Here is an 18210-nt window from a genome sequence, read left to right on the forward strand (position 1 = left end):
CAGAAGCGACTCGCCGTCGTACCTACGCTCCCGGTATGACGAAGATCGGGTTCCTCCTCCTCGGCCTGCTCCTGCCGATCGCACTGCTGACTCCCGTCCCGGCCGGCGGCGCGAGCGCGGAGGCGCAGCAGGCCCCGCGCGCCAGCTGGCGCCACGTGCACTTCCACATGAACGCCTACCCCGAGGCCGGGAGCGGCCCGCACGGCGCTCCGCTCGGCTGCAGCGGGACCTGGGACGACCCGCACGGCACCTGCTACGGGCGGGGTGAGTCGCACCACTCCTACCCGTTCGACCACTACGTGGCCTGGCGATGGAACCAGCAACCGACCCGCTGCCCTGCACTCGCGCACCGCGACCACCAGGTCTGGACGCACGAACTGCATCTCCAGTCGAACGTCCCGGGCTGGGGCACCAGCACGCTGTGCGGTTGGGTCGACCGTCACTGGGGGACGCTCGTTGTCACGGGAGGTCATGTCTACACCAACGGAGGCATCCACCAGATCCACCCGTCGAGCACCGTGGTCGCCGACCGGGAGACCCGGGGAGGACCGCTCTTCGTCCACCTCAGCCACCGCGAGGGCGGCTACGTCCTCGGCTTGCGGGGCTACCTCGACTACTGAGCGCGTGAGCGGGTCAGCTCCGCCAGCCGCGCCAGTGCCTTCGGGAAGATCTCGGCGGGCGGGTTGACCAGCCCGGCGCCGACCTGACCCACGCCCGCCTTGGCGCCCGCCATACCGGTGTTGATCTGCGGCAGGATGCCGGTCCGGCAGACACGCGTGACGTCGATGCCGGACGGCACGCCCTGGAACTCCAGGACCGGGACCGTCCAGCGCGGGTTCTCGCCGAGGGTGATCTCGTGCATCCGCCGGGTGGTCGCCAGCGCGTCGGGGACCGAACCACCGACCAGCCGCACGATCGCGGGCGCGGTCGCCATCGCGAACCCGCCGATGCCGGCGGTCTCCGTGATGGCCGAGTCGCCGATGTCGGGGTTGGCGTCGTCCGGACCGTAGTCGCCGAGGTAGAGCCCGTCGGCCACCTGGGCCGGGCCGGTGAACCACTCGTCGCCGGTGCCGGCGGTCTGGATGCCGAAGTCGGTGCCGTTGCGGGCCATCGCCACCACCATCGTGGAGCCCTCGATGCCCCGGGCCGCGTCGAGCGCGAGCTTGCAGGCCGGCATCGCGAGGTTGAGGAAGAAGTGGTCGTTGCCGCCGATGAACCGCAGACCTTCCGCGACGTCCGCGCTGTCCATGCCACTGGTGACCATTGCGGGGGAGAGGTCGCGCAGCAGCATCAACGTGCCGGCCCGGTTGCGGTTGTGGGCCTCGTCGCCCATCTGCAGCATCTGGGTGAGGATGCCGGTGACGTCGACCGGACCACTGGCCCGGACCGCCGTCTGCAGCAGCGGGCCGAGCACGTCGCGCATCCAGCGCAGCCGGGTCAGCACCTCGGGCCCGTAGGCGCCGTAGCGCAGCACCTTGCCGAGGCCCTCGTTGAGCGAGCAGTACGTACGCCGGCCGGTGGCCGCGTCCTCGAGCACGAACATCCACATGCTCGGCGTGACCACGCCCGCCATCGGCCCGACCGCGGACCGGTGGTGGCACGGCTCGAGCGACACGTTCGCGCCGGACTCGAAGAGCGCGACGGCGTCCTCGGGGTCGTCGACCAGGCCCTCGAGCGCGGCACCGCCCATCAGCGCGCCGCGCAGCGGTCCGGAGGCGCGGGACCACTCGATCGGGGGACCCGCGTGCAGGAACTGACCGGGCTCGAGCCCGAGCAGCTCGCTCGCCGGGGCGACGTCGACCAGGGTCGCGGTGACGCCCAGCATCGCGGCCAGGGCGCGCTCGTTCGCCGTACGCCGCAGCGGGTCGGCTGCGACGGTGGCGAGGTCGGCCTCGGTGCCGGTCATCGGCGGGCGCCAGTCGACGCGGGTCACCGCGACCGCCTGGTCGGCGACGGCGTCGGCGAGCAGGTCGGCCCCGACGTTGACGACTGCCTCGGGGGTGCTCACGCGTGTGCTCCGATCAGCTCGAGCGCCCGGCGGGTGGCGCCGGCGTTGGACAGGTGGACCTCGGCGCCGGCCTCGACCAGCGCGCGGACCTGGCGGTCGCGGTCCTGCGGGTCGCCGTCGGTGCCGACCACGGCGATCACCACCGGCTGCGACACCGCGGCCACGGCCGGGGCGAGCAGTGCGGCCGGGTCCGGTTCGGCGCCGTGACCGAGCACGACGTCGAGCAGCAGCACCCCGGTCGCGAGGTCGGCCGCCGCCCGGGCGAGGTGCTCGAGCCGCAGGGCCGGGTCGATCATCGGGTGGGCGCGTCCGGTCGTGTAGGCGTCGTCGCCGAAGTCGACGAACGTGTGCCCGGCGTCGGTGCCCGCGATCAGCTGGGCCTCGCTCTTCAGCGTGCCGCCGACGAACAGCCCGCGGATGAGCCCGCTGCCTGACGTCGTCCCGCCCGCCACCGGCCAGGCCGGGAGGTCGCGGCCGAGCCGGCGGAGCACCGCCTCGGCGCCGGCGGTGAGGTCGGGTTCGCCGGCGCCGAGGAGCACCAGCTCGACCGGGGTGGCGAGGCTGTCGGCGTACGCCGTGATCTCGGCCGCCACGTCGTCGGCCGGGGGCTTGGAGACGACCACGATCAGCTCGATCGCCGGGTCCTCGTCGAGCCGGCGCATCGCCTCGCGGGTCGAGACCCCGCGGACCTCCGCCGACAGGTCGCGACCGCCGACGCCGAGGGCGGAGGTGACGCCGACGCCGGCATGGTCGAGCAGGGCGAGCAGCTGCTGGCAGCCGGTGCCGGACGCGGCCACGATCCCGACCGGTCCGGGGGAGACCACGTTGGCGAAGCCGAGACCGAGCCCGCCGACGACGGCGGTCCCGCAGTCGGGACCCATCACGAGCAGGCCGCGGTCGGCGGCGGTGCGCTTGAGCGCGACCTCCTGCTCGACCGGGACGTTGTCGCTGAAGATCATCACGTCGCTGCCGGCGTCGAGGGCGTCCATGGCCTCGACCAGGGCGCTGGACCCGGGCACCGAGACCACCACGACCGCGCCGGGCGCGCCCCGCAGGGCGCTCGCCGTCGTGCGCGAGGGTGCGACCTCGGTCGACCCCTCGACCCGCCGGTTGGCGTCGCGCAGCGCCTGGTCGACACCGGAGAGCGCCGCGGCGAGCGCGTCGGCGTCGGTCAGCCGGAGCGCGACCACCATGTCGTTGGTCGTCGCCTCGGCGGGCACCTCGAAGCCCATCTCGGTGAGCACCTCGATGTTGAGGGCGGTCGCCATCGCGACCTGCGCGGCGAGCACGCCGTCGAGGCCCTGCACGGCCCGGCTGACCTGGAGCAGCGTGACGGAGTCGGCGTACGCGCCGGGGCGGAGCTCGACGTGGCTCACAGGTGGGGTGGTCATGCGGCGACTCCTTGGAGTGCGGTGAGGGCGAGCCGGGCGCCGTGCAGCAGCCCGGATCCCGAGGTGTGGCCGACCGCCGCGAGCCGGGCGGCCGTGGCGCTCTCGTCGGGGGTGCCCAGCGAGAGGACGTACGCCGCGAACTCCGGCAGCACCTCGCCGTGCAGGGCGCAGTCGAGCAGCGTGGCCGACAGCAGCGTCGTGCGGTCGGCGTGGGCCCGGACCGCGGCGTCGACGTCCGCCGTGGCGATCCCGGCGGCGCGGTGGATCGCGAGCCAGCCGCAGAGCACGTCGTCGCCGAGGGGCGTGAGCCCGTCGCCGCGACCGATGATCCGGGCGACGTCGTCCGGCGTGATCGCGGCCGGCACCGGACCGACGAGCCCGGCCACCGCGGCCGGGGGGACGGGCGATGCGGCGACCGAGCTCGCCGTGCTCGGAAGGGACGGCACCGTGACGTCGACCAACCTGCCGATCCGGATGTGTCGTTCGTCCAGGTGGATGTCTCCGTCTCGAAGGTACGCCTCCGCGCCGGGCAACCCGCCGTCCGGCGTGCAGAGGTCATCGAATCGTGACCGGAGCGCGCACGGCACCGCGGTCGCCCGGGCGCCGACGACCCCCACGCAGCTGCCCGCCACCTCGACGTACACCGCGTCGCGACCGCGGTGCAGGACGCGCAGGGGGCCGGAGGGTGCCGAGCGGAGCAGATCCCGGAGCCGAGGAGAGGCGCTGACGGGGATCACCTCACCGACGTTATCGGGCGCCGATTACCGTTCGCGATGTGAGGTTGTGCCAACACGGTGGGTAGGGGAGTGCAGAAGTTGATAGCCGATCGCGAAGAGCTGGCGAGCGCGGCGCTGGCCCGCGTCGACGCCCTGCACACGGGACTGACCCAGATCGTGCTCGAGGGCGGCAACCTGGTCGGCATCGCCGCCGAGGTCGCCCGGGTGCTCGGCGTCGGGGTCGCCTTCACGTCCACCGACGGCCGGGAGCGCGCCGGTGCCATGTCCGACGGGGTCCGGGCCGCGCTCGTCGACGCCGACCTGGTGGACCCGACCGGGCGGCTGCGCGTGGAGCGGATGGACGGCCCGGGCAACGCCCGGGCGTTGCGCGTGGCGGCCGGAGGCGCGGACCTCGCCCGGCTCGTGTGCGTGCGTCCGGACCAGCCGCTCACCGAGGACGACGTCCACGCGCTGGAGCGCGCCGCCGCGGTCGCCGCGCTGCTGATCACCCGCGAGGAGGCCGTCACCGCTGTCGAGAACAAGTACCAAGGCGACTTCCTGCGCGACCTCCTGCTGCGACGGGCCGCCGACTCGGCGTACGTCGCGGAGCACGCCGAGACCTTCGGCTGGATGCTCGACCGCCCGATCGTGGTGGTCACCGCCGAGATCGACCCGGCCGAGGAGCCGGAGTCGAGCGCGCAGCGCCGGCAGTGGCAGGAGCGGTTCTCGGCCGCGTGGCGCCAGGTCAGCAACACGGTCGCGCCCGGCATCCCGGCCGTCGATTTCTCCTCAGAGGTGGTCGCCCTGCTCCCCGTCGGGGACGACGACTCCCTCGGCCACGACGTCGTACGCCGGGTGGTCACCGCGGTCGCCGGCGACAAGGGCGGCGGCCGTCGGCCGTTCTCCGTGGGCGTCAGCAGGGTCTCCGGCTCGCTCGAGGAGCTGCCCGCTGCCTACGCCCAGGCCCGACGTGCCGTCGAGGTCGGTCGCCGGGTCAGCGGTGGCGGGTCCACGACCTTCTTCGACCAGCTGGGCCTCCACCGGCTGATCGCGCTGATCCCCGAGGGACCACAGGGCGACGCCGAGCTGCGCTCCTTCGTCCGCGACGTGCTCGGGCCGCTGGCCGAGGACTCGACGGATGCGGCCGACCTGCGCGAGACGCTGCAGGTGCTGCTGGACACCAACTTCAACGTCGCCGAAGCGGCGCGCGTGCAGTTCTTCCACTACAACACGATGCGCTACCGGGTCTCCAAGCTCGAGCGGCTGCTCGGTCCGCTCTCGTCGGACCCGCACCTGCGTCTGGACGTGGCCGTCGCGCTCCGGGTGCTCGAGATCGCGACCTGAGACCGGACGGGACGGCGCCGCCACGCGACAAGAGGTGCCAGTCGATTCGGCGTTCCTTCGGCATCTGTCGCCGTCGTGGGTGTGTCATGGAGATCACTAGTTTGTGCAGGAACTCGGGCCTGTCCTGACACCGAAAGGGTGCGCATCATGTCGATGTTCAAGTGGGAAGTGGTCGATCCCGCGCCTGGCGAGGCCGTAGCCCCCCACCAGCGATTGGTCTGGGGCAAGACGGTCGGTCTCGGCGCCCAGCACGTGGTGGCGATGTTCGGAGCCACCTTCGTCTTCCCGATCGTGATGGGGCTCAACGCCAACCTCGCGATCATGATGAGCGGTATCGCCACGATCTGCTTCCTGCTGATCGTGAAGGGCAAGGTCCCGAGCTACCTCGGGACGTCGGCGTCCTTCGTTGGCGGTGCGACCGCGATCTACACCTACACGGGCAGCGGCGGACCGGGTGGCCCGGCGGACGTCACGGGCGCGATCCTGATCTCCGGCATCGTGCTCGCGATCGTGGGCGTGATCATCCACTACCTCGGCGCCGGCGCCGTCAACGCGGTGCTGCCGCCGATCGTGACCGGTGCGGTCGTCATGCTGATCGGCTTCAACCTGGCCCCGGTGGCGACGCAGACCTACATGCCGTCCGACCCCTGGGTCGCGATCATCACCATGACGGCCGTCATCGTGATGGCGGTCGGCTTCCGTGGCTTCCTTGGCCGGATCGCGATCTTCCTCGGCCTGATCTTCGGCTACGTCCTGTCCTGGATCTTCGACCTGATCTTCGGCAAGACCTCGCTCCCGCTGCCGAGCAGCGCCGACCCCGGCCCCCACGACCGTGTCGACTGGACCGGCGTCAAGAACGCCGACTGGTTCGGCTTCCCCAAGCACACGGTGGACGGCCTCGTGGGCAACCAGACGCTCGCGGGCAACCTCGACGCCGTCGGGTGGCACGGTCCCGCCTTCTCGTTCACCTTCGCGCTGCTGGTCCTCCCGGCCGTGATCGCGCTGGTCGCGGAGAACGTCGGCCACGTCAAGGCCGTCTCGGAGATGACCAACACGGACCTCGACCCCTACATGGGACGCGCCGTGGCCGCCGACGGCATCGGCACCGTCATCGCCAGCTCCGTGGGTGGTTCGCCGACCACGACGTACGCCGAGAACATCGGCGTCATGGCGGCGACCCGGGTCTACTCGACAGCGGCCTACTTCGTCGCCGCGATCGTCGCGATCCTGCTCGGCCTGGTGCCCAAGTTCGGCGCGATCGTCAACGCGACGCCGCCCGCCGTCCTCGGCGGCATCACGCTCGTGCTCTACGGCATGATCGGCCTGCTCGGTGCCAAGATCTGGAAGGAGAACGGGGTCAACTTCGCCAACCCCGTCAACCTGGTCCCGATCGGAGCCGGCATCATCTTGGCCATCGGCAACGCCGACCTGAAGTTCACCGACGACTTCCACCTCACGGGCATCGCCCTCGGCACCCTGGTGGTCGTGCTCGGCTACCACCTGGCCCGGCTGGTGGCACCCAACGGCGGCGACGACGGCGCGGTCATCGCGGTCGGACAGACGGGCGCGCACGTGGAGGACCACGCTCCGCCGCACACCCACGGCGACCACAAGCACTGAGGACCTGAGTGAAGCCAGCACCGTTCGACTACTGCCGGCCAGGGACGCTCGCCGAGGCGGTGGCAGCCCTGGCCGGTCAGCCGAACGCAAAGGTGCTGGCCGGAGGACAGAGCCTGGTCCCGTTGCTGTCGATGCGACTCGCAGCCCCCGCGCTGCTGGTCGACATCAACCGCATCCCCGGGCTCGACGAGATCACGATCGAGGACGGCGGTGTGCGGGTGGGTGCGCTCGCCCGCCACGCCGCCGTCCTCGCCTCGCCCGACGTACGCCGCGTGCAGCCGCTCGTCCCGCTCGCGCTCGCCAACGTCGCCCACGCCACGATCCGCAACCGCGGCACCACCGTCGGCTCGCTCGTCCACGCGGACGCCGCCGCGGAGATGCCGGTGGTGCTCACGCTGCTCGGCGGCTCGCTCGACGTCGAAGGCCCCAGCGGGCGGCGCACGATCCCGGCCGACGAGCTCTTCGTCGGGCCGCTCGAGTCATCGGTCGGTCACGACGAGATCGCCGTGTCGGCGTACTTCCCCGGGCTCGCTCCGGGTGCCGGCGTCGCCTTCGAGGAGATCGCCCGGCGGCACGGCGACTACGCCCTGGTCGGCGCTGCCGCGCTCGTCGACGGCGACTCGGTCAAGGTCGGCTACCTCTCGGTGAGCGACGTCCCGACCGTGGTCGACCTGTCCGGGGTCGCCGACGCGGACCTCGGTGACGCCGCCCTCGCCCAGCTCGAGCCGGCCGACGACATCCATGCCAGCGCCGCCTACCGCGCGCAGCTGGTCCGCGTGCTCACCGGGCGCGTGGTTCGATCTGCACGGGAGGGGGCGCGATGACCGAGGAGCTGCTCGACGTACGACTGAGCGTCAACGGGCACACCCACGAGATCCGGGTGCCCGCGCGCCGCCTGCTGTCCGACGCGCTGCGCCACGACCTCAAGCTCACCGGCACCCACGTCGGCTGCGAGCACGGCGTGTGCGGCGCCTGCACCATCCTGGTTGACGGTGCTCCGATGCGCTCCTGCCTGATGTTCGCGGTCTCGGCCGAGGGCAGCGAGATCACCACCGTCGAGGGGCTCGCCAACCCGGACGGGTCGCTCGGCCACGTGCAGCAGGCGTTCGTCGAGTGCCACGGGCTGCAGTGCGGCTTCTGCACCCCCGGCTTCCTGACCACGATCACGGCCGGACTGCGGGACAACCCGACGCCCACGCACGAGGAGGCCCGCGACATGATCGCCGGCAACCTCTGCCGGTGCACGGGCTACCAGAACATCGTCAAGGCCGTGGAGCGAGCAGCAGAGCTGGGCGCCTCGTGACCACCAAGCTGATGGGCCAGAAGGTCCAGCGCGTCGAGGACCAGCGTTTCCTACGCGGTCTCGGGCGCTACGTCGACGACGTGGCCGTCGAGCAGGACGTGCTGCACGCCGCAGTGCTGCGGTCCCCGCACGCGCACGCGCGCATCATCGACATCGACGTCGACGAGGTCCTCGACCTCGAGGGCGTGCACGCGGTCTACACCTACGACGACCTGGTCGGCCCGATGGCCGAGCCGCTCCCGTTGTTGATCCCGCACCCGGCGCTCACCCACGGGCGCACGCAGTGGGCGCTCGCGAAGGACGAGGTCAACTACGTCGGCGAGGCGATCGCCTTCGTCGTCGCCGACGACCGCTACATCGCCGAGGACGCCGTCGGCCGGATCCGGGTCTCCTACGAGTTCCTGCCGCCCGTCGTCGGGGTCGACGCCGCCCGAGCGGCGAAGCACCTCGTCCACGACGACGTGCCCGGCAACGTCGGCGCCCGCCTGGAGCAGAACGTCGGCGACGCGATCACCGCGATCGCCCAGGCGCCGCACCGGCTCGAGCTCGACCTCACCATCGAGCGCAGCGCCTGCATGCCGATGGAGGGCCGCGGCACCGTCGCCCGCTGGGACCCCGACCTCAACCGGCTCCAGCTGTGGACCTCGACGCAGAGCTCGACCGGCGTACGCGCCGCCGTCGCCGTGAAGATGGAGCTCGACCTCGGCCAGGTCGACGTGATCACGCCCGACGTCGGCGGCGGCTTCGGCGTGAAGATCAACCACCCGTGGCCGGAGGAGCTCCTGGTCCCGCTGGCGGCCCGGGCACTCGGCCGGACGGTGAAGTTCACCGAGGACCGGCGCGAGCACTTCATCTCGTCGGCCCACGAGCGCGGCCAGGTGCAGCACATCGAGGTCGGCTTCGACGACGACGGCCGGCTCCAGGGGCTCAACGTCGAGTTCTGGCACGACCACGGCGCGTTCACGCCGTACGGCCTGATCGTCCCGATCATCACCTCGACCCAGCTGCTCGGCCCCTACAAGCCGCAGAACTACCGGGTCGTCTTCGAGTCGCTCTACACCAACACCGTGATGGTCACGCCCTACCGCGGCGCCGGGCGGCCGCAGGGCTGCTACGCGATGGAGCGGACCATGGACGCGATCGCGAAGTACCTCGGCAAGGATCGCGCCGACGTGCGCGCGGTCAACTTCATCCAGCCCGACGAGTTCCCCTACGACCAGGGGCTGATCTTCCAGGACGGCCGCGAGCTCGAGTACGACTCCGGCGACTACCCGACCTCGCTCGAGAAGATCAAGGCGCTGGTCGGCTGGGACGAGTTCCCGGCCTTCAAGGCGGAGATGGCGGCGGAGGGACGGCAGGTCGGCATCGGCCTCGCCTGCTACGTCGAGGGCACCGGCGTCGGCCCCTACGAGGGCGCCCACGTGCACATCGAGACCTCCGGCAAGGTCAAGGTCGCGACCGGCCTGACCACCCAGGGGCAGGGCCACGCCACGGTCTTCGCGCAGCTGGTCGCCGACGAGCTCGGCGTGAAGTTCGAGGACGTCGAGGTCGTCACCGGTGACACCCGGCGGATGCCGTACGCCGTCGGCACCTTCGCCTCGCGCGCCGCCGTGATGAGCGGCTCCGCGATCCACCTCGCCGCCAAGCGCGCCAAGGAGAAGGCGCTCAAGATCGCCGCCGAGGCGCTCGAGGCCGACGAGAAGGACCTGCAGATCGTCGACGGCGTCGTGTCGGTGAAGGGCTCGCCCGGCACCTCGATCGACCTCGGCACGGTCTCGGTGCTCTCCAACCCGCTGCGCTACGCGTTCGACGAGGCGTCCAAGGCCGCGACGCAGTTCTCCGTCGGTGACCCGGGCAAGCCGCCGGTGGCCGAGGACGAGGAGCCTGGTCTCGAGGGTCGCGACTTCTACTCGCCCGAGCGCGCGACCTTCGCCTCCGGCATGCACGCCGTGATCGTCGAGACCGACCCCGAGACGGCGGAGATCACGATCCTCAAGTACGCCGTCGTCCACGACTGCGGCCACCTGATCAACCCGATGATCGTCGAGGGCCAGATCCACGGCGGCGTCGCGCAGGGCGTCGGGGGAGCGCTCTACGAGCGGATGGCCTACGACGAGTCGGGGCAGCTGCTCAACGCGTCGTTCATGGACTTCCTGATGCCCTACGTCACGGAGATCCCCGACGGCATCGACATCGACCACCTCGAGACCCCGTCGCCGCTCAACCCGCTCGGCATCAAGGGTGCGGGTGAGGCCGGCGTCATCCCGTCCGCGGCCGTCTTCGCGGCCGCCATCGAGGACGCCGAGGGGATCGCGATCACGGCGATGCCGATCTCGCCGTCCGAGCTGTTCACCCTGCGACTGGAGAACTCATGAAGATCAGTGGATCCAACGTCGTCCCCTTCCCGGTCGAGCAGGTCTGGGACGCGCTGCTCGACCCGCGGGTCCTGGTCGCCACCATCCCGGGCTGCGAGCGGCTGGTCGCGACCGGTGACAACGCCTACGACATGACGGTCACCGCCGGCGTCGCCGCGATCAAGGGCACCTACCAGGGCTCGTGCACCCTCTCGGACCTCAAGGACCGCGAGGCGCTCGTCATGAGGCTGACCGGCGCCGGCGCCCCCGGCACCATCGACGCCACCGTGCAGGTCTACTTCGGCGAGGCCGAGCCCGGTGTCACCAAGATCGACTTCGAGGCCGACGCGGTCGTCGGTGGCATGGTCGGCGGCGTCGGCCAGCGGATGCTCACGAGCGTGTCCAAGCGGATGGCCGGCGAGTTCTTCGGCAACGTCGGACAGGCGATCGGCCAGGGCCCGGCTCCGGCCGTGACCGACCCGGTCGCGACCCCGGCCGGCCAGGCGGCGCCGGCGGCAGCCGTCTTCACCGCACCGGCCAGGACCGGGATCTCGACAGGCTCGATCACCGAGGGTGGAGACTTCCTCAAGGGCATCGCGGTCGGTGCCGGGCTGGTCGTGCTCGGCGTCGTCGTCGGCGGGCTCTTCGGCCGCCGTCGCCGATGACGCTCTCCGTCGACTCGACGGCGCGCGACCAGGCGGACGCCGTACGCCGTCGCGAGATCTCCGCGCGCGAGCTGCTCGACCTGCACCTCGCCCGGATCTCGGAACGCAACCCCGAGCTCAACGCGATCGTCTCGCTCGACGAGGAGCGGGCCCGTGACGGCGCTGCCGCTGCCGACGCCGCGCTGGCGTCCGGCGCGGAGGTGGGTCCGCTGCACGGGCTGCCGTTCGCGTTCAAGGACACCCACGCCGTGGCCGGCTGGCGCACGACGTACGGCTCACCCCTCTTCGCCGACCACGTCCCGGAAGCCGACGAGCTGATCGTCGAGCGCGTACGCCGTGCCGGCGTGGTCGTGATCGGGAAGACCAACGTGCCCGAGTTCGCTGCCGGGTCGCACACGTTCAACAAGGTCTTCGGCACCACCCTCAACCCGGTCGACCCGACGCGGTCCGCCGGCGGCTCGTCCGGGGGAGCGGCGTGTGCGCTCGCGTCCGGGATGGTGCCGCTCGCCGACGGCTCCGACATGGGCGGCTCGCTGCGCAACCCCGCGTCGTTCTGCGGTGTCGTGGGCCTGCGACCGTCACTCGGCCGGGTGCCCGAGTGGCCCCACTCCAACCAGTGGGAGACCACCTCCGTCGGCGGCCCGATGGCCCGCAACGTGGGAGATCTGGCTCTGCTGCTGTCCGTGATGGCCGGCCCCGACCCGCGTGCGCCGCAGGCGCTGGGTGACCCGGGCCGGTCGTTCCGTTCCCTGCTGCCGCTGACGCTCGCGGGGCTCCGGGTCGCGGTCAGCCCCGACCTGGGTGGCGCGTTCGAGGTGGACGACGAGGTCGCGCGTGTCGTGCGGGACGCAGGCGGCACCTTCGCGCTCGCCGGAGCATCGGTCTCCGCCGACCACCCGGCCCTGACCGAGGCCGACGACACCTTCCGCACCCTGCGCGCCTGGCACTTCCAGGCCCGGTTCGGCGCGCTGCTCGCCGAGCACCCCGACGACTTCAAGCAGTCGCTCGCCGACAACATCCGGCTCGGCGAGCACCTCACCGGCGCCGACGTCGCGCGGGCCTACGCCCAGCGCACGGCCCTCTCGGAGCGGATGCGCGAGTTCTTCACTGCGTACGACGTGCTGGTGCTGCCCGTCTCGCAGGTCCCTCCGTTCCCGGCCGACCAGGAGTTCCCGACCGAGATCAACGGTCGCCCGATGGAGACCTACCTCGACTGGATGCGCGCGGCGTACTTCATCACCGTCACCGGCTGTCCCGCGATTTCCGTGCCCTTCGGCCACACCGCGGCCGGCCTGCCCGTCGGCATCCAGATCGTCGCGCCGCACGGCCGCGACCGCTTCCTGCTCGAGGTGGCCGCCGCGTTCGAGGCAGCCGTCGCCTGACGATGCGCCCACCCGACCCGGTCTTCGCCGACCCGCGCCTCGCAGCCATGTACGACTTCTTCGACGCCGACCGCAGCGACCTGGATGCCTACGCAGCGATCGTCGAGGAGGACGGTGCGGACCTGGTCGTCGACGTGGGCTGTGGCACCGGCTGCCTCGCCGTGCTCCTCGCGGAGCGCGGCCGCTCCGTCGTCGGGCTCGACCCGGCCCGCGCGTCGCTCGACGTCGCCCGGGCGAAGCCGTACGCCGACCGCGTCACCTGGCTGCACGGCGACGCCACCGTCCTCGCCGGGCGCGGGCTGGCCGCCGACCTGGCCGTGATGACCGGCAACGTCGCCCAGGTCTTCGTCTCCGACGACGACTGGTCGACGACACTCACCGCGCTGCACGCCGCTCTGCGTCCTGGCGGCTTCTTCGTCTTCGAGACCCGGCGCCCCGAGGTCCGCGACTGGGAGACCTGGGACGTCCCACCCACCGACGTACGGCTGCCCGACGGTCGTGTGGTGGGTGTGAGCCGGACGGTCACCGAGGTGGCGCTCCCCCTGATCACCTTCGTGTCGACAACGGCCCTCGACGGCGAGGTGGTGCCCTCCGAGTCCACGTTGCGCTTCCGGTCACGCGACGAGCTCGAGGACTCGCTCCTGGCTCACGGCTTCACGGTCGAGGACGTCCGCGAGGCCCCGGACCGGCCCGGCAAGGAGATGGTGTTCGTGGCGCGCCGGGCCCTCAGTCGCGTCGTCCTCATGTGCGGCCCGGCCGGGTCCGGGAAGTCGACGTACGCCCGCCGCCTCGAGCGGGCCGGGATGGTCCGTCTCTCCTTCGACGCCGTCATGTGGGAGCGCGGGATCACCGAGGTCCCGCTCCCGCCCGACCTTCGCGCCGACATCGAGGCCGGCCTCCGCGCCCGCCTGCTCGAGCTGGTCGCCGCCGGTCGCGACGTGGTGCTCGACTTCTCCTTCTGGTCACGCGCCATGCGCGACGACTATCGCGCGCTTCTCGCGCCGTACGGCGTCGTGCCGGAGACCGTCTACCTCGCCACCGACCGCGACACCGTCCTGCAGCGGATCGCGGCCCGACGTGGCGCTGACGCCGACGACCACGTGCTCACACCCGAGCTGGCTGCGGAGTACTTCGACCACTTCGAGCCACCGAGCGTCGACGAGGGCCCGCTCACGGTGGTCTGATGGCTCACCGCAATGTCTGCGACAGGAGCACCTCCGATGGAGTTCGATGAGATCCGTGCGGTCGTCTTCGACGTCCTCGGGACCGTCGTCGACGAGGACGCGACGGTGCACCGTGCAACGCGCGAGATGTTCGTGACCTCCGGTCTGCCGCCTGCCGAGCTGTCGTCGTTCCTCGACGAGTGGGAGCAGGAGCAGGGTTCGCGCATGGATGCCATCCGTGCCGGCGATGCGCCCTGGACCGACAGCGACACGATCCGCGGCGCAGCTCTGCGCGCCCGGATCCGCTCCCGCGGCTGGGAGGTCCCTGAACAAGCCGTCTCGCGTCTCGCGACCGTCGGGCATCGTCTCGATCCGTGGCCGGACTCGGTGGCGGCCCTCGCGAAGCTCGCGGAGCGGCGCGCCGTTGTCGCCCTCACCAACGGCAGCGTCTCGCAGATGGCCGACACCTTCGTGCACGCCGGATTGCGCTGGACCTTGGTCCTCAGCGCCGACGTAGCCCAGACCTTCAAGCCCGCCCCAGCGATGTACCGCCTCCCGCCCAACCAGTTGAAGATCCCTCCAGAGCAGATGCTTTTCGCCGCGGCACATCCGTGGGACCTCGATGCGGCAGCGGCTGAGGGTTACCGGACTGCCCTCATCCGCCGTCCGGGCACGGACACCGCGAACGACGACCGGTTCGACCTGAGCGTGACGACCATCGGCGACCTCGCGGTCGAGCTGGACTCATAGCGGCGTCTTGGCATGCCGATGGCCCCGCCGGCGGCGGGGTGTGGGGCGTCAGGTTCTTCGGAGGTAGGTCTGCCCGAGGGGACTGGTCCAGAGGAAGGCTGTGGGTCCGAGGCGTTCGTAGGTCCAGCCGCCGTGGGTCTTCAACCGGTGGTGGCCTCGGCAGAGCGGGACCAGGTTGATCGAGTCGGTGGGGCCTTCAGGCCACTCGACGGTGTGGTCGAGGTCGCAGCGCCTCGATGGTCGGGTGCAGCGTGGGAAGACGCAGGTGGGGTGGGTCTGGATCACCTGCTCGCGCAGCTGGTCGGTGGGTTGGTACCTGTCGGTGTGGAGGTGCTCGTTCAGATCCAGGACCGGTCGGATGGTGACCCGGGTGTGTTCCTGCTGGCACCACTCGCCGAGCTGCTCGACGGTGATCCACGACTTGGTGTTGTCGACCCGGACCAGTCCGTCGGTGCTCGAGACGTCGTGGTGGGCGTGGATCACCAGCTCGCGCCCAACGCTGTCGCCGAGGTGTCCCAACGCCATGGACCGGCGTACGTCCAATGACAGCTGCGGGTGGGTGTCGAGCAGGTCGTGGGCCTTGGCTGCGACTTGGGCTTCGAAGGCGAGGGCGTCGGCGAGGTCGGTGGTGGCCTCGATGTAGACGAGCCCGTCGGTGGTGACGTCACCGAGCCTGATGTCGACGTGTCGGTGCTCTGCCTGTTCGGCGCGGCGTGCTTCGGCTTCGTCGGGGTCGTACAGGTCGCGGGCGTGGTCGACGGCGCGGTCGATCTGGGCGTAGGAGCATCGGTGGGCGACGGGTGCGACGTGGGTGTCGACGAATCTGGCGGCGTCCTCGGACAGTCCGATGGTTCGCGTGGCGACCTGGCGGGCTTTCCAGACCGGCACCTCACCGCGCATCACCCGTGACCAGAGGCGGGGGAGGCGGTAGCGGGTCTCGACGGCGTCGCCGAGGTAGCGCTTTCCCGAATCGGTGGACATGCCGAGCGCGAGGGCTAGTTCGGCGACGCAGAACTCCGCGACTAGGGGTGCGCCGGGGCCGGCGATCGCGAGCTCGTCCTCGGTCCCGTCGACCATCGCGGCGTGGAGCACGGACTCGGCGGGGTGCATGACTGCCCACTCGACAGCGAGGCGGAACTTGTCGATCTCCAGCTCACTGATCGACGACTGGACGTCGCGGACAGCGTCGAGGACCCCGGTCGGGGAGTCGAGGTCTGCTGTCGTGGTCATGGTTCAACCCAAGCACTGACCACCGACAGTCGGGTGCTCAGAACCCTGTGTTTGACCGGGATGTGGACACTTTCAGAAGTTGTTTTCGGTCGTTGTCACCTGTTGGCTGCGGGGGTTTCGAGACGGTCGCTGCGCGACCTCCTCAACCACCGGGAAGCCGAGAAGCAAGCTCAACCGCAGCGCGCCGTACCCCGTAAAAGCCATGTCGGTCTGCACCACCGGCGCCCGCAGGCCGCGGGGGTTTCGAGACGGTCGCAGAGCGACCTCCTCAACCACCGGAGACCGCCGGGTCAGCCAGCGTCCGCGTCGACCGCGTGGCACCCACGGACGCGATCACGACACAGACGAGCGCAACCCACTGCTCGAGGGTCAGGAACTCACCGAGCACGAGCATGCCGGCCAGGGCAGCGGCGCCGGGTTCGAGGCTCATCAGGATCGAGAAGACCGACGGGGCGATGGTGCGCAGGGCGACCATCTCGCAGCTGTAGGGGACCACGGAGCTCAGCAGCCCGACGGCGGCGCCGAGCAGGAGGATCCGCGGGTCGGTGAGGGCCGAGCCGCCGATGCCGATGGCGAACGGTGTGAGCAGCAGCACCGCGACCAGGCTGGCGAGGGCGAGGCCGTCGAAGCCGGAGAAGCGGCGTCCGGTCGAGGAGGCGAGCAGGATGTACGCCGCCCACATCGCGCCGGCGAGCAGGGCGAAGAGCACGCCCGCCACGTTGAGCGTCGCGCCACCCTCGAAGCCCAGCATCGCCACCCCGAGCCCGGCGAGCAGCACCCACAGCAGGTCGCGCACGCGTCGCGACCCGATCACGGCGAGCGTCAACGGCCCGACGAACTCCAGGGTCACCGCGACGCCGAGCGGGATCCGGGCGAACGCCTGGTAGATCGACCAGTTCATGATCCCGAGGCTCGCGCCGAAGGCGATCACGACCAGCCAGTCCGAGCGGGTGAGGCCGCGGAAGGACGGCCGCGCGATCGCCAGGAGCACGATCGCGCTGGTCGCCAGCCGCATCCACACCAGCGTCGTCGGTGCGACCTCGTCGAACAGCCCCTTGGCGATGCCCGCGCCGAACTGCACGGACAGGATGCCGATCAGCACCAGCCACACGGGGGAGACCAGACGGAGCGATGAGTCTCTGTCGGTCACCGGGTCAATCTAGAAGAATGCACGGAGGACCGAGGAGGCGGCATGGCCAAGAGCACGCTGTTGATGGTGGGCACCCGCAAGGGGCTCTGGATCGGTACGTCGGACGTGGACCGAGTCGCGTGGGAGTTCACCGGCCCCCACTTCGACATGGAGGAGGTCTACTCCTGCCTGGTCGACGTCCGCAGCGACCCACCGCGGCTGCTGGCCGGAGCGTCGTCGAGCTGGCTCGGCCCGCAGGTCTGGCGCTCCGACGACCTCGGCGCGAGCTGGCAGGAGACGCCCAACGGCGCCGTCCGCTTCCCGGCCGACACCGGCGCCACCGTCGAGCGGGTCTGGCAGCTGGTGGTGGGCAGCGAGCCCGACGTCGTGTACGCCGGCTCCGAGCCGGCCGCCGTCTGGCGCTCGGCCGACCGCGGTGAGACCTTCACGCTCGAGCGTGCGCTCTGGGACCACCCCCACCGGCCGCAGTGGGCCGCAGGCTTCGGTGGTCAGGCGTTCCACACGGTGCTGCCGCACCCGACCGACCCGCAGAGCGTCACGGCCGCGCTGTCGACCGGCGGGGTCTACCAGACCGGCGACGGCGGTCGGACCTGGGAGCCGCGCAACCAGGGGATCCGCGCCGAGTTCCTGCCCGAGGGGCAGCAGTACCCCGAGTTCGGGCAGTGCGTCCACAAGGTCACGCGCCACCCGAGCCGCCCGGAGCGGCTCTACCTCCAGAACCACGGCGGGGTCTACCGCTCCGACGACCAGGGCCTGATCTGGAAGTCGATCGCCGACGGCCTGCCCGCCGACTTCGGGTTCCCGATCGTGGTCCACCCCCACGAGCCGGACACGATCTTCGTGTTCCCGATCAACGGCGGCGACCGGCGCTACCCGCCGGACGCCAAGGCCCGCGTCTGGCGCTCGCGCGACGCCGGCGAGACCTGGGAGGAGCTCGACCGGGGCCTCCCGGACACCTTCTACGTCGCGGTGATGCGCGACGCGATGGTCGCCGACGACCACGACCGGACAGGTCTGTACGTCGGCGCGCGCAACGGCGCGGTCTGGTGCTCGGCCGACGAGGGAGACAGCTGGCGCGAGATCGTCAGCGACCTCCCCGACGTGATGGTCGTGCGGGCCGCCGCGATCTGAGCG

16 protein-coding genes are annotated in these 18210 nt (G+C 71.3%); 11 read left to right on the top strand and 5 right to left on the bottom strand.

Annotated features, from left to right (window positions below):
- Window positions 1-35 precede the first annotated feature (35 nt).
- A complete protein-coding gene (locus ABLE68_RS15075; protein ID WP_348872430.1) occupies window positions 36-620 on the top strand; it encodes a hypothetical protein in 585 nt (194 codons plus the stop codon).
- Here the strand turns inward: ABLE68_RS15075 and ABLE68_RS15080 are convergent.
- From ABLE68_RS15080 to ABLE68_RS15090, 3 genes are read right to left on the bottom strand one after another with little or no spacing between them, the layout of a single operon-like run.
- Window positions 614-2008: a YlbE family protein gene (locus tag ABLE68_RS15080; RefSeq protein WP_348872431.1), complete on the bottom strand. Its 1395-nt coding sequence runs from the start codon at window positions 2006-2008 to the stop codon at window positions 614-616. The two genes, ABLE68_RS15075 and ABLE68_RS15080, sit on opposite strands and share 7 nt — an antisense overlap.
- A complete protein-coding gene (locus ABLE68_RS15085; protein ID WP_348872432.1) occupies window positions 2005-3399 on the bottom strand; it encodes an AllF/FdrA family protein in 1395 nt (464 codons plus the stop codon). Before ABLE68_RS15085 ends, ABLE68_RS15080 begins: the two co-directional genes overlap by 4 nt.
- Window positions 3396-4136 carry an oxamate carbamoyltransferase subunit AllH family protein gene (locus tag ABLE68_RS15090; RefSeq protein WP_348872433.1) on the bottom strand — a complete coding sequence of 247 codons (741 nt, stop codon included), beginning with the start codon at window positions 4134-4136 and terminating at the stop codon, window positions 3396-3398. The genes ABLE68_RS15085 and ABLE68_RS15090 overlap by 4 nt, the downstream gene beginning before the upstream one ends.
- A 69-nt stretch (window positions 4137-4205) precedes the next feature.
- On the opposite strand from ABLE68_RS15090, the gene ABLE68_RS15095 reads away from it, so the two are divergent.
- From ABLE68_RS15095 to ABLE68_RS15135, 9 genes are all read left to right on the top strand, one after another.
- Window positions 4206-5459: a PucR family transcriptional regulator gene (locus ABLE68_RS15095; protein ID WP_348872434.1), complete on the top strand. Its 1254-nt coding sequence runs from the start codon at window positions 4206-4208 to the stop codon at window positions 5457-5459.
- Window positions 5460-5606: 147 nt separating this feature from the next.
- Window positions 5607-7079 carry a uracil-xanthine permease family protein gene (locus ABLE68_RS15100; protein WP_348872435.1) on the top strand — a complete coding sequence of 491 codons (1473 nt, stop codon included), beginning with the start codon at window positions 5607-5609 and terminating at the stop codon, window positions 7077-7079.
- Window positions 7080-7087: 8 nt separating this feature from the next.
- Entirely contained in the window at window positions 7088-7903 is an 816-nt protein-coding gene (locus ABLE68_RS15105; RefSeq protein WP_348872438.1) for an FAD binding domain-containing protein, read from the top strand.
- The gene (locus tag ABLE68_RS15110; RefSeq protein WP_348872440.1) at window positions 7900-8382 is read left to right on the top strand and encodes a (2Fe-2S)-binding protein; all 483 of its coding nucleotides are present in this window, start codon (window positions 7900-7902) and stop codon (window positions 8380-8382) included. Before ABLE68_RS15105 ends, ABLE68_RS15110 begins: the two co-directional genes overlap by 4 nt.
- On the top strand, window positions 8379-10757 hold the full coding sequence (gene cutA, locus ABLE68_RS15115; protein WP_348872442.1) for an aerobic carbon-monoxide dehydrogenase large subunit: 2379 nt from the start codon (window positions 8379-8381) through the stop codon (window positions 10755-10757). Before ABLE68_RS15110 ends, cutA begins: the two co-directional genes overlap by 4 nt.
- Window positions 10754-11401: an SRPBCC family protein gene (locus ABLE68_RS15120; protein ID WP_348872444.1), complete on the top strand. Its 648-nt coding sequence runs from the start codon at window positions 10754-10756 to the stop codon at window positions 11399-11401. Before cutA ends, ABLE68_RS15120 begins: the two co-directional genes overlap by 4 nt.
- Window positions 11398-12783: an amidase gene (locus ABLE68_RS15125; protein ID WP_348872446.1), complete on the top strand. Its 1386-nt coding sequence runs from the start codon at window positions 11398-11400 to the stop codon at window positions 12781-12783. Before ABLE68_RS15120 ends, ABLE68_RS15125 begins: the two co-directional genes overlap by 4 nt.
- A 2-nt stretch (window positions 12784-12785) precedes the next feature.
- On the top strand, window positions 12786-13967 hold the full coding sequence (locus tag ABLE68_RS15130; RefSeq protein WP_348872449.1) for an AAA family ATPase: 1182 nt from the start codon (window positions 12786-12788) through the stop codon (window positions 13965-13967).
- A gap of 36 nt (window positions 13968-14003) precedes the next feature.
- Window positions 14004-14696: a haloacid dehalogenase type II gene (locus ABLE68_RS15135; RefSeq protein WP_348872450.1), complete on the top strand. Its 693-nt coding sequence runs from the start codon at window positions 14004-14006 to the stop codon at window positions 14694-14696.
- 48 nt (window positions 14697-14744) lie between these two features.
- On the opposite strand, the gene ABLE68_RS15140 is transcribed toward ABLE68_RS15135, so the two are convergent.
- The gene (locus tag ABLE68_RS15140) at window positions 14745-15926 is read right to left on the bottom strand and encodes an HNH endonuclease signature motif containing protein (protein ID WP_348872451.1); all 1182 of its coding nucleotides are present in this window, start codon (window positions 15924-15926) and stop codon (window positions 14745-14747) included.
- Window positions 15927-16194: 268 nt separating this feature from the next.
- Window positions 16195-17076 (bottom strand): EamA family transporter, encoded by an 882-nt coding sequence (locus tag ABLE68_RS15145; protein ID WP_348872453.1) that lies wholly within the window; start codon window positions 17074-17076, stop codon window positions 16195-16197.
- A gap of 42 nt (window positions 17077-17118) precedes the next feature.
- Here ABLE68_RS15145 and ABLE68_RS15150 point away from each other — a divergent pair, with 42 nt between their 5' ends.
- Window positions 17119-18207, top strand: a complete 1089-nt coding sequence (locus ABLE68_RS15150; RefSeq protein WP_348872455.1) for a WD40/YVTN/BNR-like repeat-containing protein — start codon at window positions 17119-17121, stop codon at window positions 18205-18207.
- The last annotated feature ends 3 nt before the right edge of the window (window positions 18208-18210 follow it).

The sequence above is a fragment of the Nocardioides pollutisoli genome, from assembly GCF_040045055.1.
GTDB classification, from domain to species: domain Bacteria; phylum Actinomycetota; class Actinomycetes; order Propionibacteriales; family Nocardioidaceae; genus Nocardioides; species Nocardioides tweenelious.

Excerpts from the sequence above, each read along its gene's own strand:
- ABLE68_RS15075 (WP_348872430.1), top strand. The coding sequence starts at position 36 with ATGACGAAGATCGGGTTCCTCCTCCTCGGCCTGCTCCTGCCGATCGCA.
- ABLE68_RS15085 (WP_348872432.1), bottom strand. The coding sequence starts at position 3,399 with ATGACCACCCCACCTGTGAGCCACGTCGAGCTCCGCCCCGGCGCGTAC.
- ABLE68_RS15100 (WP_348872435.1), top strand. The coding sequence starts at position 5,607 with ATGTCGATGTTCAAGTGGGAAGTGGTCGATCCCGCGCCTGGCGAGGCC.
- ABLE68_RS15110 (WP_348872440.1), top strand. The coding sequence starts at position 7,900 with ATGACCGAGGAGCTGCTCGACGTACGACTGAGCGTCAACGGGCACACC.
- ABLE68_RS15120 (WP_348872444.1), top strand. The coding sequence starts at position 10,754 with ATGAAGATCAGTGGATCCAACGTCGTCCCCTTCCCGGTCGAGCAGGTC.
- ABLE68_RS15125 (WP_348872446.1), top strand. The coding sequence starts at position 11,398 with ATGACGCTCTCCGTCGACTCGACGGCGCGCGACCAGGCGGACGCCGTA.
- ABLE68_RS15130 (WP_348872449.1), top strand. The coding sequence starts at position 12,786 with ATGCGCCCACCCGACCCGGTCTTCGCCGACCCGCGCCTCGCAGCCATG.
- ABLE68_RS15135 (WP_348872450.1), top strand. The coding sequence starts at position 14,004 with ATGGAGTTCGATGAGATCCGTGCGGTCGTCTTCGACGTCCTCGGGACC.
- ABLE68_RS15140 (WP_348872451.1), bottom strand. The coding sequence starts at position 15,926 with ATGACCACGACAGCAGACCTCGACTCCCCGACCGGGGTCCTCGACGCT.
- ABLE68_RS15150 (WP_348872455.1), top strand. The coding sequence starts at position 17,119 with ATGGCCAAGAGCACGCTGTTGATGGTGGGCACCCGCAAGGGGCTCTGG.